Source organism: Falsiroseomonas algicola (assembly GCF_011040385.1).
In the GTDB taxonomy this organism is placed as follows: Bacteria; Pseudomonadota; Alphaproteobacteria; order Acetobacterales; family Acetobacteraceae; genus Falsiroseomonas; species Falsiroseomonas algicola.
On record NZ_JAAIKB010000006.1, the window covers coordinates 97,954 to 113,170 of the forward strand.

11 protein-coding genes are annotated in these 15,217 nt (G+C 70.4%); 4 read left to right on the forward strand and 7 right to left on the reverse strand.

Going from position 1 to position 15,217, the window contains the following annotated elements:
- Positions 1 to 25: 25 nt before the first annotated feature.
- The 7 genes from G3576_RS16070 to bchF are packed head-to-tail and all read right to left on the reverse strand — an operon-like array spanning position 26 to position 10,167.
- Positions 26 to 1,465, reverse strand: a complete 1,440-nt coding sequence (locus tag G3576_RS16070; RefSeq protein WP_164695442.1) for a BCD family MFS transporter — start codon at positions 1,463 to 1,465, stop codon at positions 26 to 28.
- Positions 1,462 to 2,172: a magnesium protoporphyrin IX methyltransferase gene (bchM, locus tag G3576_RS16075; RefSeq protein ID WP_207622858.1), complete on the reverse strand. Its 711-nt coding sequence runs from the start codon at positions 2,170 to 2,172 to the stop codon at positions 1,462 to 1,464. The genes G3576_RS16070 and bchM overlap by 4 nt, the downstream gene beginning before the upstream one ends.
- The gene (bchL, locus tag G3576_RS16080; RefSeq protein ID WP_164695444.1) at positions 2,165 to 3,073 is read right to left on the reverse strand and encodes a ferredoxin:protochlorophyllide reductase (ATP-dependent) iron-sulfur ATP-binding protein; all 909 of its coding nucleotides are present in this window, start codon (positions 3,071 to 3,073) and stop codon (positions 2,165 to 2,167) included. Before bchL ends, bchM begins: the two co-directional genes overlap by 8 nt.
- Complete coding sequence (locus G3576_RS16085; RefSeq protein WP_164695445.1) at positions 3,070 to 6,675, reverse strand: magnesium chelatase subunit H; 3,606 nt, start codon at positions 6,673 to 6,675, stop codon at positions 3,070 to 3,072. The genes bchL and G3576_RS16085 overlap by 4 nt, the downstream gene beginning before the upstream one ends.
- Positions 6,676 to 6,702: 27 nt before the next feature.
- Positions 6,703 to 8,313 (reverse strand): ferredoxin:protochlorophyllide reductase (ATP-dependent) subunit B, encoded by a 1,611-nt coding sequence (bchB, locus tag G3576_RS16090; RefSeq protein WP_164695446.1) that lies wholly within the window; start codon positions 8,311 to 8,313, stop codon positions 6,703 to 6,705.
- 4 nt (positions 8,314 to 8,317) lie between these two features.
- Positions 8,318 to 9,604, reverse strand: a complete 1,287-nt coding sequence (locus tag G3576_RS16095; protein WP_164695447.1) for a ferredoxin:protochlorophyllide reductase (ATP-dependent) subunit N — start codon at positions 9,602 to 9,604, stop codon at positions 8,318 to 8,320.
- Entirely contained in the window at positions 9,601 to 10,167 is a 567-nt protein-coding gene (gene bchF / locus G3576_RS16100; RefSeq protein ID WP_235952076.1) for a 2-vinyl bacteriochlorophyllide hydratase, read from the reverse strand. The genes G3576_RS16095 and bchF overlap by 4 nt, the downstream gene beginning before the upstream one ends.
- A gap of 326 nt (positions 10,168 to 10,493) precedes the next feature.
- Between bchF and G3576_RS16105 the strand changes: the two genes are divergently transcribed.
- The 4 genes from G3576_RS16105 (at position 10,494) to G3576_RS16120 (ending at position 15,210) form a co-directional block, all read left to right on the forward strand.
- Positions 10,494 to 11,423, forward strand: a complete 930-nt coding sequence (locus G3576_RS16105) for a cobalamin B12-binding domain-containing protein (protein WP_164695449.1) — start codon at positions 10,494 to 10,496, stop codon at positions 11,421 to 11,423.
- A 105-nt stretch (positions 11,424 to 11,528) separates the two neighbouring features.
- Positions 11,529 to 12,956: a transcriptional regulator PpsR gene (gene ppsR, locus G3576_RS16110; RefSeq protein WP_164695450.1), complete on the forward strand. Its 1,428-nt coding sequence runs from the start codon at positions 11,529 to 11,531 to the stop codon at positions 12,954 to 12,956.
- A 2-nt stretch (positions 12,957 to 12,958) separates the two neighbouring features.
- Positions 12,959 to 13,870 (forward strand): chlorophyll synthase ChlG, encoded by a 912-nt coding sequence (chlG, locus tag G3576_RS16115; protein ID WP_164695451.1) that lies wholly within the window; start codon positions 12,959 to 12,961, stop codon positions 13,868 to 13,870.
- Positions 13,867 to 15,210 (forward strand): BCD family MFS transporter, encoded by a 1,344-nt coding sequence (locus tag G3576_RS16120; RefSeq protein ID WP_164695452.1) that lies wholly within the window; start codon positions 13,867 to 13,869, stop codon positions 15,208 to 15,210. The genes chlG and G3576_RS16120 overlap by 4 nt, the downstream gene beginning before the upstream one ends.
- Positions 15,211 to 15,217: the final 7 nt, after the last annotated feature.

Here is a 15,217-nt window from a genome sequence, read left to right on the forward strand (position 1 = left end):
TCCGCTTCCTTGGATGCAGTTCGGGTTACACGGGCGCGGGGCCGGCGATGCCGGTCCCGTGTTGCCGCTGCAGGGCGGGCTGGCGCTGCCTGCGCACCAGCGGGCCCACGACGGCGAGAGTGACGAAGAGCAGTGCGATCTCGATGAGATAGACGCCGACATAGCCGGTGGCAGGACTCATCATGGCATCGCCCAGCGCGCCGGATTCCGCGAGGGAGGAGACCGCATCCCGCAGCCCGCCCCCGAAGGCCATGGCGCAGCCGGCGGCGGTGGCCTGCACGGCCCCCCAGACGCCGAGCGCCAGGCCCACCTGGTCCGCGGGCGCGGAGGCCATGCAGGCGGTGAGCGTCGCATGGCCGAAGAGCCCCGCGCCGAAGCCGATCAGCAGGATGCCGAGCGCGAAGAGGATGGCCGTGTCGAAGGGCGCGGCGAAGACGATCAGCGTGAAGCCCGCGATGCCGAACAGCGCGCCATGGGCCGCGACCATATGGGCATCCGTGCCCTGGCTGAGCCGCCGCGCCGCCCGCAGGAAGCCACAGACCGCCGCCGCCGCTAGGCCGGCCGAGAGCGCCGTGGTGCCGCCGACCGTGAGGCCCAGGATCTGGCCGCCATAGGGTTCCAGCAGCACGTCCTGCATGGCGAAGCCCGCAGTGCCCAGCCCCGCGCCGAGCAGCCGGCGGTTCCAGGGCCCGGTCCGGCGCAGCATGCGGAAGCTCTCGAGAAAGCCCGGCTCCTCCGCATCCGTCCGCGCGGTGCGGCTGGGGTCGCGCGCTTCCTGCTGCCAGGCGGCGATGAAGTTCAGCACCAGCGTCAGAGCGGCCGCGCCCTGCACCACCTGGATCAGGCGCAGCTGCGAGAAATCCGCCAGCAGCGCGCCGAAGATCAGCCCCGCCAGCACCATGCCGAAGAGCTGCATGGCCGACAGCATGGCGACGACATTGGGCTGCTGGTCGCGCGGCGACAGGTCCGTCGCCAAGGCGAGCCCCACCGTCTGCACCATGTGCATCCCCGCCCCCGTCATCAGGAAGGCGATGGCAGCGGCCAGTTGCCCGGCCCAGGGGTCCGCCCAGGTATCGCCCGACAGCACCAGCAGCGCGAAGGGCATCATGGCGAGCCCGCCGAACTGGATGGTGGTGCCGAGCCAGAGATAGGGCACGCGCTTCCAGCCGAGAACCGATTTGTAGTTGTCCGACCGGAAGCCGATCAGGGCGCGCAGCGGCGCGAAGACCAGCGGCAGCGCGACCATGCTCGCCACCAGCCAGGCCGGCACCTTCAGCTCCACGATCATGACGCGGTTGAGCGTGCCGACCAGCAGGATCGCCGCCATGCCGCAGGAGATCTGGAACAGCGAGAGGCGCAGCAGCCGCGACATCGGCAGACGCTCCGACGTCGCGCTGGCGAAGGGCAGGAGATGCGGGCCGACGCCCTGCCAGAGACGGATGATGCGGCCGGGCTGCGTGCTCATCGCCGGCGAAGCTCCAGCGCCTGGGAGATGTAGAAACCGCCGGCGACGCGCCTCTCCCGCCCGATGGTCCAGTCCCGCAGCGCGGGATCAGCCTCGATCAGCGCGCGCAGATGGCCAGGCGCGACCGGGACAATGGACGGCGCGCGGTCGCCGCGTGGGAAGAGCTTGCCGACATTGTGCATCGCCGCCAGCAGGGGCGTGCGCGGCGCGAAGGTGAAGACGACGGAGCCCGCGGTACGCTTCGCCAGCAGCCCCAGCACGCGGGTCACGTCGGCGGGTTGGTAGTGGATCAGGATATCCATGGCGACGATGTGGTCGAAGGCGCCGAAGCCCTCATCCAGCATGTCGCCGACATGGAAGCTCACCTGCCCCGTGCCGTGCCGGCCCGCGGTGCGGTCGCGCCCCAGCTGCACCAGCGTCGGCGAGATGTCGACGGCGACGACATCGGCGCCGCGCCGCGCGGCTTCCACCGCCAGCGCACCGGTGCCGCAACCCGCATCCAGGACGCGGCGCGCGGTCAGGTCGGCGGGCAGCCAGGAGAGGAGCGTGTTGCGCATCTCCTCCCGCCCCTTCCGCACCGTCGCGCGGATGCGCCCGACCGGGGCGTCGGAGGTCAGCCTCTCCCATGCCTTGACCGCGGTGCGGTCGAAGTAGGTCTCAAGCTCGCCCCGGCGCGTCTGGTAGGTCGCGGTCGGCACGTCAGTCATACCCCAGCAGGTCGAAGATCTCGCGATCCTTCAGCGGCGTCGCGTCCAGCGGCGTGACGCCGGCGAGAAGGCCGGCGGCGAGGCGGAGGTATTCCGCGCGCACGGCCTCGACCTCCGGCGAGCTGTCCATGTCGAACAGCGTCGCCTTCTTCAGGCGGGAGCGGCGGATGATGTCGAGGTCCGGAAGATGCGCGAGCATCTTCATGCCCGTCGCCTCGTTGTATTTCTGGATCTGGTCGGTGTCCTTCGACCGGTTGACGATCACGCCCCCCAGCCGGACCCCGTAATTCGCCGCCTTCGCCTTGATGGCGGCGACGATGCGGTTCATCGCGAAGATGCTGTCGAAATCGTTGGCCGCGACGATCACGCCGCGATCGGCATGCAGCAGGGGGGCCGCGAAGCCGCCGCAGACCACATCGCCCAGCACGTCGAAGATCACGATATCCGTGTCTTCCAGCAGGTGATGCTCCTTCAGCAGCTTCACCGTCTGGCCGACGACATAGCCGCCGCAGCCCGTGCCGGCCGGCGGGCCGCCGGCTTCCACGCACATGACGCCGTGGCGGCCTTCCACCACGAAATCCTCCGGCCGCAGCTCCTCCGAATGGAAGCCGACGCCGTCCAGCACGTCGATCACCGTCGGGATCATGCGGCCGGTCAGGGTGAAGGTGCTGTCGTGCTTCGGGTCGCAGCCGATCTGCAGCACGCGCTTGCCGAGCTTGGCGAAGGCGACCGAGAGGTTGGAGCTCGTCGTGCTCTTGCCGATGCCGCCCTTGCCATAAACGGCGAAGACCTTGGCGCCGTCGATCTTCAGCGGGTCGTCCATATGGACCTGGACGCTGCCGTCGCCGTCGCCGCGACGGGAGATGCTCGCCCCCGGCGGTGGTCTCATGATCACGGTCATGCGGCCATCTCCACGGTGATTCCTTCGATCCGGTCCTCGAGTTCCTCGCCGGCGCGCTTCAGCGCCTCCAGGACCTCGGCATCCGGTTCCCAATAGCGGCGCTCCTGCGCCTCGATCAGGCGGTTGGCGATCTTGGCCGATGCGGTGGGGTTGAGCTTCGCCAGCCGCTCCCGCATCGCGGGGTCGAGCATGTAGGTCTCGGCCATCTGCTGGTAGATCCAGGGCGCGACCTGGCCGGTGGTGGCGGACCAGCCCATGGTGTTGGTGACCTGCGCCTCGATCTGGCGCACGCCCTCATAGCCATGCGCCAGCAGCGCCTCGAACCACTTGGGATTCAGCGCGCGAGTCCGCGTCTCCAGCGCCACCTGTTCGGCGACGGTGCGGATGGTGCCCTCGCCGCGCGTCTGGTCGCCGACATAGACGGCGGCTTCCTGGCCGTGGCGGGCACGGCGCACGGCGCGGGACATACCGCCGAGCGTGTCGAAATACTGGTCGATGGTCGTCAGCCCGACCTCGATGCTGTCGAGGTTCTGGTAGGTGACATCGACGCTGCCGAGCATGTGGCCCAGCACCTTGTCCTGGCGCGCGGCCTTGCCGTCGATGCCATAGGCAAAGCCCTTCCGCTTCACATAGGCCTCGGCGAGTTCGTCCTCATCCGTCCAGAGCCCGGCATCGAGCATCTGGTTGACGTTGGCGCCATAGGCGCCTTCCGCATTGCCGAAGACCCGCAGCGCCGCCTGTTCCATCGTGCCGCCATGGCTCGCGATGAAGGCCAGGGCGTGCTTGCGGATGTAGTTCTGCTCGACGGGCTCCTCGGCTTCCGCCGCGAGCAAAGCGGCTTCCGCCAGCAGGCGGGTCTGCAGCGGCAGCAGGTCGCGGAAGATGCCGGACAGCGTGACCATCACGTCGATCCGCGGGCGGCCCAGCACCTCCAGCGGGATCAGCTTCGCGCCGGTCAGGCGGCCGTAGCTGTCGTGGCGCGGCTCGGCGCCCATCAGCCACAGCGCCTGGGCGATGGGGCCGCCCTCGGTCTTGAGGTTGTCGGTGCCCCAGAGGACGATCGCCACCGTCTCCGGCAGGCCCTTGCCATCGGCCTGGTGGCGCGCGAGCAGGCGGTCCGCCTGGCGGGCGCCATCCTTCACCGCGAAGGCGGAGGGGATCTTGAAGGGGTCGAAGCCGTGCAGGTTGCGGCCCGTGGGCAGCACCGCGGTGTTGCGCAGCAGGTCGCCGCCGGGCGCGGGGCGGATGTAGCCGCCATCCAGCGCATGCAGGATCGCCGGGATCTCGTGCTCCGCGGCCAGCAGGGCATCGAGGCGCGAGCGTTCCTCCCCCAGCGGCACGCCGGCGGCATCCAGCATGGCGGCGCGCTGTTCGCGGTTGGGGACCTCGCCCACCACATGCAGCCCGTGCGGGATCAGCGTGTATTCCAGTTCCAGCAGCGCATTGCCGAGCAGGCGGATTGCCTCCGGTGCCGCATCAGTTGTCCAGGCTGGCTCCGCCGCGGCCAGATCCACCGCCGAGGCCTGCGCCTGGACGAGCTGCGCGAGGGAGGCGCGCACGGCGGCGTCGCAGTCGGGCTCGAGCGCCCGCCAGCGATCGAGCGAGGCCTTGAGGTCCAGCAGGCCGCGATAGAGGCCGGCATTCGTCACCGGCGGCGTCAGGTAGCTGATCAGCGCCGCCCCCGCGCGCCGCTTGGCCAGCATGCCCTCCGACGGGTTGTTCGAGGCATAGAGGTAGAGGTTCGGCAGGTCTCCGATCAGCCGGTCCGGCCAGCAATCGGCGGAAAGACCGGCCTGCTTGCCCGGCATGAATTCCAGCGCGCCATGGGTGCCGAAATGCAGCACGGCATGGGCGCCGAAATCCTCCCGGATCCAGCGATAGAAGGCGCTGAAGGCGTGGGTGGGGGCGAAGCCGCGTTCGAAGAGCAGGCGCATCGGGTCGCCTTCCCAGCCGAAGCCGGGCTGCACGCCCACGAAGACATTGCCGAAGCGGGCGCCGAGCACATGGATGGTCGCGCCATCGGACTGCACGCGGCCGGGTGCCGGGCCCCATTGGCGCTCGATGTCGCGCAGATAGGGCTCCCGCCGCACATGGTCATCGGCGGGGATGCGCGCCGCGACATTGGCGATGGCGCCGTATTGCGCCGCGTTGCCCTCGATGATCGCGGCCCGCAGCGCGTCCACATCGGCAGGGACATCGACCGTGTAGCCCGCTGCCTTCATCGCCGTCAGCGTGTTGAACAGCGACTGGAAGACGGAGAGGTAGGCGGCCGTGCCGGTGTTGCCCGCATTGGGCGGGAAGTTGAAGACAACGGCCGCCACCTTGCGGTCCCGCCGCGCGCTGCGTCGCAGCGCCACCAGCTTCGCGACGCGGTCCGCCAGCGTCGCCGCGCGTTCGCGGTGGGGCACCATGTCACGGCGCACATCCTCGGCCCCCGCAGTGGAGCGGCCCCCATAGGTCATGGGCCAGATCGCGCCGTCGAGTTCCGGGATCGCGACCATCATCGTCGCCTCGACCGGCGTCAGGCCGCGTGCGTCGCCATCCCACTGCTCGATGGTCTGGAATTCGAGGGGATGCGCCGCGAGGTAGGGGACATCGAGGCGGGAGAGCATCTCCTCCGCCGCATGGGCATCGTTGTAGGCGGGGCCGCCGACAAGCGAGAATCCGGTGAGCGACAGCACCGCGTCCACCGCCGGCGCGCCATCCCGCATGAAGAAGCGTTCCATCGCCGGGCGGTTGTCGAGGCCCGAGGCGAAGGCGGGGATGACGCGCAGCCCCTTGGTCTCCAACGCCGCGATGACGCCATCGTAATGCGCAGCATTGCCGGCGAGCACATAGGACCGCATGACCAGCAAACCCACGGTGCCGAGACGACCCTCGTTCGGCAACTGGTCCACGCGTTCCGTCACCTGGCTGCGCAGCCGCGGATGATAGAGGCCGACCTCCGGATACTCGATCGGGGGCGAGACCTTCAGCGTGCCGGCGAGGCGGGCGCGCGGACCCGTGGCGTAGCGGTTCACCAGCATGCGGACGAGGTTGGCCAGGTTCGCCTGGCTGCCAGCCAGCCAGTATTGCAGGGCCAGGAAATAGATGCGGACATCCTGCGCCGTGCCGGGGATGAAGCGGAGGAGCTTCGGCAACTCCCGCAGCATCTTCATCTGGCCCTTGCCGGAGGCCGGCGCGCCTTCCTTCTTGGCACCGCGCAGCCGCTTCAGCATGCCCATGATGCCGGTTGCCTCGGCGCTCATGTCGAAGCGGCCGATGCGCGTCAGCTTCATCACCTCCCCGGCCGACATGCAGCAGACCATGGCGTCACAGGCATCGCGCCGCGCCTTCAGCGCGGGCAGCACCTGGCGGATGTGATCCTCGAGGAACAGCATGGCGGCGATGATGATGTCGCCGCGGGCGATATCGGCCAGGCAATGCTCCAGCGCGGCGGCGTCGCTGCCCCATTCATCGGCGGCGTGGACGGCGAGTTCGAGCCCAGGGACTTCCCGCCGCAGCGTGGCGCGGGCCTGCATCATGGCGCCGGCCAGATGACTATCCATGGTGACGACCACGACGCGCATCGTGGTGCCGATACGGTTCACGCCCTCAGGCATGCTGCCTCCTGCGTGTCTTGACGAAAGTCACCTCGAGAAATGCGCTTTGGCGTCATAGAGCGTCTCGAGGGTGATGGTCCCGATGCCGCGTTCCTGCGCGAATCGTTCGGTGTTGCGACGCGCCTTGCCGCGGACGAAGAAGGGGATCTTCTTCAGCTCCTTCTCGGCATCGGCACCCCAGGTGACCACCAGCGTGCCAGTGACGGCGGCAGAGGGGTCGCCCGCGGCAGCGTGGGGAGTCACTGCCGCGGGCGCGGGCAGGGGCTGCGCGGCGGGCGCTGCCTCCTTACCCAGCTGTGACGGCGCGCCGTGCCCCAGATGGGACGGCGACGCGCTGTCGTTGAACTCGAAATCCTCCCGGAACATGCCGAGGAGATGCTCCTCCAGCCCCATCATCAGGGGGTGGACCCAGGTGTCGAACAACACGTTCGCACCCTCGATCCCCATCTGCGGCGAATGCCGGGCGGGGAAATCCTGGACGTGCACCGGGGCCGAGATGACCGCGCAGGGAATGCCGAGGCGCTTGGCCACGTGGCGTTCCATCTGCGTGCCCAGGACCAGTTCCGGCTGCAGCGCCGCGATCTGCTGCTCCACCTCCAGGTAGTCGTCGGTGATCAGCGGCTCCACGCCATGGGTCGCGGCGGCGGCGCGGATCTCGCGGCCGAACTCCCGCGAATAGCTGCCGAGGCCGACGACCTGGAAGCCGAGTTCCTGGGAAGCGACCCGCGCGGCCGCGATGGCATGCGTCGCGTCGCCGAAGATGAAGACGCGCTTGTTGGTGAGATAGGTGCTGTCCACCGAGCGCGAATACCAGGGCAGGCGCAGCGTGCCGGTCGCGGTGGTGGCGGGCACGCCGGCCAGGGCCGCGACCTCCGCGACGAAATCGCGCGTGGCGCCGACGCCGATGGGGACGATGGTGGTGAAGGGCTGGCCGAAGCTGCGCTTGAGCCAGGACGCCGCCTGCCCCGCCACTTCCGGGTAGAGCACGACGTTGAAATCGGCATCGCCGAGTCGCGCCAGGTCCGCCGGCGTCGCGCCCATCGGCGCGATGACGTTGACCTCGATGCCCAGCGTCTCCAGCAGCCGCTCCACCTCCGGCACGTCGTCGCGGTGCCGGAAGCCGAGCGCCGTCGGGCCGAGGATGTTGCAGCGGGGCGTGGCGCCGCGGGCGCGCTTCGTGCCGGGCGGCGGGACATGCGGGCCGGCGCAGGCGCGGACCAGCTGGTAGAACGTCTCCGACGCGCCCCAATTCTCCTTCCGCTGATAGGCGGGAAGCTCGAGGGGCACGACCGGGATCGGCAGGCCGAGCGTCTTCGCGAGGCCGCCCGGATCGTCCTGGATCAGCTCCGCCGTGCAGCTTGCACCCACCAGCAGCGCCTGCGGGCGGAAGCGGTCATAGGCATCCAGCACCGCATCGCGGAACAGGTTGGCGGTATCGCCGCCGAGGTCCTGCGCCTGGAAGGTGGTGTAGGTGACGGGCGGGCGCTTCGACCGACGCTCGATCATCGTGAAGAGCAGGTCGGCGTAGGTATCGCCCTGCGGCGCGTGCAGCACGTAGTGCACGCCCTCCATCGCGGTGGCGATGCGCATGGCCCCGATATGGGGCGGGCCTTCATAGGTCCAGACGGCGAGCTGCATGGCGCTACACCATCAGCTTGGCGCGGCGCACCAGCGGCCGCGCGAAGAGTTCGGCGAGGTCGGCCGCCTGGTCGAAGCCCTGGATGGGCGTGAAGACCAGCTCGATCGACCATTTGGTCGTCATGCCCTCGGCCTCCAGCGGATTCGCCAGGCCGAGGCCGCAGACGGCGATGTCCGGCTTCTCCGCCCGGCAGCGGTCGAGCTGGCGCTCCACATGCTGGCCTTCGGAGAGAAGCGTGCCCTCCGGCAGCATCGCGAGTTCTTCCGCGAGGTGCTGCTTGTGGAGGTAGGGCGTGCCGACCTCCGCGAGCCGCATGCCGAGTTCGCGGGAGAGGAAGCGCGCCAGCGGGATCTCCAGCTGGCTGTCCGGGAAGAAGAAGACGCTCTTGCCCGAGAGCCTCTCCCGGATCCGGCCGAGCGCGGCGCGGGCGCGCGTCGCGGCGGGGGCGATCGCATCGGCGATGCGGCCAGCGGGCGTCCCCCAGACTTCCGCGGCGGCGGTGAGCCAGGCGGTGGTGCCCTCCACGCCCAGCGGGAAGGGCGCCGCGATGCGGGTGGCGCCGCGGGCATCGAGGGCGCGGGCGGTGTCGCCGAGGAAGGGCTGCGCCAGGATGTAGCGCGTGCCCGGGCCGATCGGCGGCAGTTCGGCGGCGCGGCGACTCGGCAGGAAGCGGACAGGGCCGACGCCCAGCGCGGCGAAGAGCCGGAGGAACTGGTCCTCCACCACCTCGGCCAGGGCGCCGACCACCAGCAGGGACCGCGCCGTGCCGGGCTCCGCCGGCATCTCCGGCACCAGGGCGGCGAGGCAGGCATCCTCGCCCTGGGTGAAGGTCGTCTCGATGCCGCTGCCGCTGTAGTTCAGCACGCGGACGCCGGGGCTGAAGCGGCGGGACAGGCGCTGCGCGGCGCGGGAGAGGTCGAGCTTGATGACCTCGCTCGGGCAGGAGCCGACCAGGAAGAGCAGCTTGATGTCGGGGCGACGCTCGATGAGCCGCGTGACCACGCGATCCAGCTCGTCATTGCAGTCGGCGAGGCCGGCCAGGTCACGCTCATCGATGATGGCGGTGGCGAAGCGCGGCTCGGCGAAGATCATGACGCCGGCGGCGGATTGGAGGAGGTGGGCGCAGGTCCGGCTGCCCACCACCAGGAAGAAGGCATCCTGGATCTTGCGGTGCAGCCAGACGATGCCGGTGAGGCCGCAGAACACTTCCCGCTGACCACGCTCCCGCAGGACGGGGGCGTCGCCGCAGCCATGGGCAGGCACGGCGGGAAGGGCTGCGGCGGCGCTCATGCGGCCGACATCCCGGCCGGGCTGCTGCGGGCGGAGGCCTCGTCGCGGCGGGCCGCGCGGAGCTTCAGGACGAACTGCGCGGCGTTGACGACGTAGGCGGCGTAGGCGGCCAGCGCGAGCAGCATCTGCCCCTGCCCGTCGCCGATGCCGAAGAACACCGTGCCGAGATAGGCGGTGTGCAGCGCCAGCACGAGCATCGAGAAGACGTCTTCCCAGTAGAAGGCGGGGGCGAAGAGCCAGCGGCCGAAGACCACCTTCTCCCAGATCGAGCCGGTGACCATGATGACGTAGAGCACCACGGTCTTGACGATGACGGAGGCCGTCGCGACGGCGAGACCCTCGCCGGTGGCGAGGTAGCGCATCACCAGGCCGAGGCTGACCAGGAAGACCGCGAATTGCAGCGGCGCCAGGATCCCCTGCACCAGCGTCCAGGGGGAGGCATCGCGGCGCCGCCGCTCCTCCGCCGTATAGAGCGGTTGACGCTGGCCGGACTGGCTGCGCGCGTGGCGAGCGGAACGACCCGTCGTGGCACCCCAGGGGGAGGCATCGAGGGCGTCAAGCAAGCCGGACAAACCGTTCGTTGTAAGCATTGCTTGACAACCCTCCGTCAAAGGCGGTCCGTTGGCCCGTTCAGGCCGCCACTGCCCCTGCACGGCGGCCGACGAGGGGAGGAAGAGCCGAGAAAGGCTGCGCCGCATGGCCCCGTGGGCCTCAAACCGCGCATTTCTTTCTCCCCCGCTCGTGCTTGTTCAGGGAGGCTAGAAGCCCGGACCTCGCAGTGTCAAGCTCGATTGACGTAAATCGCGATTGACACGGAAGGCCGGCACGGTTGAAGTGTCAGTACGGGAGCAGGGCGATGTCGCCGAAGCCCACGACCACGGGAAAAGCCATGAGCGAGGTCAGCACACAGGCCAAGGAGGGCGGAGCCGCAGGCTCCCCGGGCCTGTCGCGCGACCAGGGCGCCGATGGCGATCGACAAGCGCCCCCCTCCAGCCCCCGGGCTCCCCCGCGGCAGGCGAAGCCGCCAGGTGCGGAACGCCGGCGCGTCGCGCTGCTGGCACGGACGCTGGAGACGGAGGTCATTCCCCGCCTCGTGCTGGCACGGCGGGAGGCGAATTCCCCCGCCTATATCGACAGCCCGGGCAGTTCCTTCCCGACGGTCGAGGATATTTCCGTGGTCGCCGGCCTGGCCATGACGGGCGACCTCTCCGGTGCGCTGGCCTATGTCAGCGGGCTGCGCGGGCGCGGCATGCCGCTGGAGATCATCTATCTGCAGCTGCTGGCGCCCGTGGCGCGGCGGCTGGGCGAGTTGTGGGAACAGGATCGCTGCGACTTCACCGCCGTGACCGTGGGTCTCTGCTGCCTGCAGCAGGTGGTGTTGGAGAACAGCCCGGCCTTCCAGCCGCGCATGGGTCGCCCCGATGTCGAGCGGCGCATCCTGCTGGCACCGGTGCCGGGGGAACAGCACAGCTTCGGCCTGCTGATGGTGGGCGAGTTCTTCCGGCGCCAGGGCTGGGATGTGAGCTCCGGCACCGGCACCACGGCCAAGGAACTGGCGGCCATGGTGCGGCGGCAATGGTTCGCGGCGGTGGGCTTCTCCCTCGCCTGCGAGGAAAGGCTGGAGACGCTGGCCACAACGATCCGGGAGGTCCGCCGGGCCTCGCGGAATCCGCAGATCGGTGTGCTCGTCGGCGGACGGGTGTTCATCGACCGGCCGGAGCTGGCGGCGCTGGTCGGCGCCGATGCCACGGCGCCGGATGGGCAGCAGGCGGCGCTCAAGGCGGAGACGCTGCTCGCGCTGCTGATGCGGGAAGGTTGACCGGGCGGCAAGCTGTCCGGTTTTTGTGCATTGGATCAGTAGGTTGACGACCACGAGGGGTGGGTTGAGAAGGGGAGGCCCCTGGGATGAAGGACGGGATGCCTCGTGAAAGCGTTCAATGCCCCCAGCACGTCGCTCGGTCAGCTCGACGCGGATGCCACCGCGGGCCTGATCGCGGCTGCGGCGGACATCGCGCTCGTGCTTGACGAGGGCGGAGCCATTCGCGACCTGGCCTTCAGCAGCGAGGAACTCGCGCGCGAGTTCGATGCGCATGAGGGCTGGCTGGGCCGCCCCTGGGCCGACACCGTCGCGAAGGACAGCCGCCCGAAGGTGGAGGCGATGCTGGACCAGGCGCCCGCGCGTGACGCGCCGCGCTGGCGGCATGTGAACCAGCTTTCCGCCCGCGGCACCTCCATCCCCCTGCTCTGCTCCGTGGCGCCGATCGGCAGCCAGGGGCGGCGCGTGGTGTTCGGACGGGACCTCCGCCCCGTCTCCCAGTTGCAGCAGCGGCTGGTCGAGGTGCAGCAATCCATGGAGCGGGACTATTCCCGGCTCCGCCAGGCGGAGACCCGCTACCGCCTGCTGTTCCAGATGTCGGTCGACCCCGTCCTGATCCTGGACGCCGAGTCGCAGCGGATCATGGAGGCCAATCCCTCCGCCCAGCGGCTGTTCGGCCGCACCGCGCGGCGGATGCCGGGCCGCGTGCTGGCCGATGTCTTCGCGCCCGAGGATCGCGCCGCCGTGCAGGCGCTGCTCGCCACCGTGCGCAGCGCCGGGCGCGCGGATGATGTCCGCGCCAGGCTGGCGGAGGGGGCGCAGGATGTCCTCGTCTCCGCCTCCACCTTCCGCCAGGAAGGCGGGCTGCTCTTCCTGGTGCGCTTCACCGTGGTGGGCGATGCCGGCCAGGCGCTGATGCTGCCGGAAGCCAAGACCAAGCTGCTGAAGGTGGTGGAGGTGGTGCCGGACGCCTTCGTGGTGACGGACAGCGCGGCGCGCATCCTGACGGCGAACGCCGCCTTCCTCGACATGGCGCAGGTGACGAGCGAGGAGCAGGCGCGGGGCGAGCCGCTGGACCGCTGGCTCGGCCGCCAGGGGGTGGAGGTGGAGGTGCTGCTCTCCAACCTCCGCAGCCGCGGCTCCGTCCGGCTCTATGCCTCCACCTTGCGGGGCGAACTGGGCGGGCAGTCGGAGGTCGAGATCTCCGCGGTCTCCGTCATGAATGGCGGGCAGCCCTGCTTCGGCTTCGCCATCCGCGATATCGGGCCGCGGCTGCGCCCGCCGGTGCGCGCGCAGGAAGGCGCGACGCGGTCGGTGGAGCAGCTGACGGAGCTGATTGGCCGCGTGCCGTTGAAGGACCTGGTGCGCGAAGCCACCGATGCGATCGAGCGGCTCTGCATCGAGGCGGCGCTGGAGCTGACCGGGGACAATCGCGCCTCGGCGGCGGAGATGCTCGGCCTGTCGCGGCAATCGCTCTACGTGAAGCTGCGGCGCTACGGGCTCGGCGACCTCGGTGCGGATGAGGGCCAGGATTGACCATGCCGAGCGGGACCGAGATCGCCGGGCGTGTGGGGGGCCAGCGGCTGCAGCCCTCGGCGGTGCTGGAACTGCTGAAGCCCGTCACTTGGTTCCCGCCCATGTGGGCCTTCGCCTGCGGCGCGGTGGCGTCGGGCGCGGCCTTCCTCGATGTCTATCCGCTCATCGCACTCGGCATCCTGCTGGCGGGGCCGATGGTCTGCGGCATGAGCCAGGCGGTGAATGACTGGTTCGACCGGCACGTCGACGCCATCAACGAACCGCAGCGGCCGATCCCCTCGGGCCGCATGCCGGGGCGGAGCGGGCTCTATGTCGCCATCGGCTGGACGATCGCGTCGCTGCTGGTGGGTGCGGCGCTCGGGCCCTGGGGCTTCGCGGCGACGGTGCTGGCGGTGGTGATGGCCTGGATCTATTCCGCGCCGCCGCTGCGCCTGAAGCAGAATGGCTGGCGGGGTAACCTCGCCTGCGGGATGAGCTACGAGACGCTGCCCTGGATCACCGCGACCGCTGTGCTGTCGGGCGGCGCGCCGGATGCGAAGGTCGTGGTCGTGGCCGTGCTCTACGGGCTCGGCGCGCATGGCATCATGACGCTGAACGACTTCAAGTCGATCGAGGGCGACACGCGCTTCGGCCTGCGGTCCCTGCCGGTGATCCTGGGCGCGGAGCGCGCGGCGAAGGTCGCGTGCCTGTTCATGGCGGCGCCGCAGGCGGTGGTGGTGGCGCTGCTGCTGGCCTGCGGTGCGCCGTTGCAGGCGGCCATGGTCGCGGGCGTGCTGGTGGCGCAGGGGCTGCTGATGCGGAAGCTGCTGCGCGATCCGCGCGGGCTGGCGCCCTGGTACAACGGCACGGGCATCACGCTCTACGTCTCGGGCATGATGGTCAGCGCCGTCGCGCTGTCGGGAGGTCTTCCATGAACGCCCTTCCGCCCCTCGGCTGGCTCGGCATCCTGCGCCTCGGCCTGGTGCAGACGGCGCTCGGCGCCATCGTGGTGCTGACCACGGCGGCGCTGAACCGGGTGATGGTGGTGGAACACGCGCTGCCGGCGACGCTGCCGGGCGTGCTGGTGGCGCTGCACTATGCCGTGCAGATGCTGAGGCCCCGGCTCGGCCATGGGTCGGACCAGGGCGGGCGGCGCACGCCCTGGATCATCGGCGGCATGGCGGTGCTGGGGCTGGGCGGCGTGCTGGCGGCGGTGGCGACGGCCTGGATGGGCACGGCGCTGGTGCCGGGCATCGCACTGGCCGTGCTGGCCTTCCTGCTGGTGGGCGTGGGTGTCGGCGCGGCGGGAACCTCGCTGTTGGTGCTGCTGGCAGCGCGGGTCGCGCCGGCGCGGCGGCCGGCGGCGGCCTCGCTGGTCTGGATCATGATGATCGCGGGCTTCGTGGTGACGACGGCGATTTCCGGCCGGCTGCTCGACCCCTATTCGGGGCCGCGGCTGGTGGCCGTCGCGGCGGGCGTCTCCGTGCTCGCCTTCCTGCTGGCGCTGCTGGCGGTGGCGGGGATCGAGGGGCCGGGTGCGGCGCGGCGGGAGGCCGAGGCGGGCGCCAAGGCGCCCTTCATGGTGGCGCTGAAGCAGGTCTGGGCGGAGCCCGAGGCAAGGCAGTTCACCATCTTCGTCTTCGTCTCCATGCTGGCCTACAGCGCGCAGGACCTGATCCTGGAACCCTTCGCCGGCACCGTCTTCGGCATGACGCTGGGCGAGACGACGCGGCTCTCCTCCCTGCAGCATGGTGGCGTGCTGGCGGGCATGATCGTCATCGCCGTCGTCGGCAGCCTGTCCGGCGGCCGCGTGGCGGTGCTGCGGGCCTGGACCGTGGGCGGCTGCCTGGCAGCGGCCGCGCTGCTGGCGACGCTGGCGGCGGCGGGCATGGCCGGGATCGGCTTCCCGATCCGGGAGGCCTTCTTCGCCCTCGGCGTCGCCAATGGCGCCTTCGCCGCGGCGGCCATCGCCTCGATGATGCAGCTGGTCTCCCGCGGGCGGGACGGCCGGGAAGGCGTGCGGATGGGCATGTTCGGGGCGGCGCAGGCGATCGCCTTCGGCGCCGGCGGGCTGGCCGGCACGGTGGTGCTGGATCTCGGGCGCCTCGTCACGGGCAGCGCGGGCGGTGGCTACGTCACGGTCTTCGTGGCGGATGGGCTGCTGTTCCTGGCCTCCGCCCTGTTGGCGACGCGCATCGGGCGGCCGGCAACGGAAAAGTCACCGGATTACGGTTCGATGAACGGCCGCGATGCGCGGCTGGCCAGTGGCGACTGAACGGAAG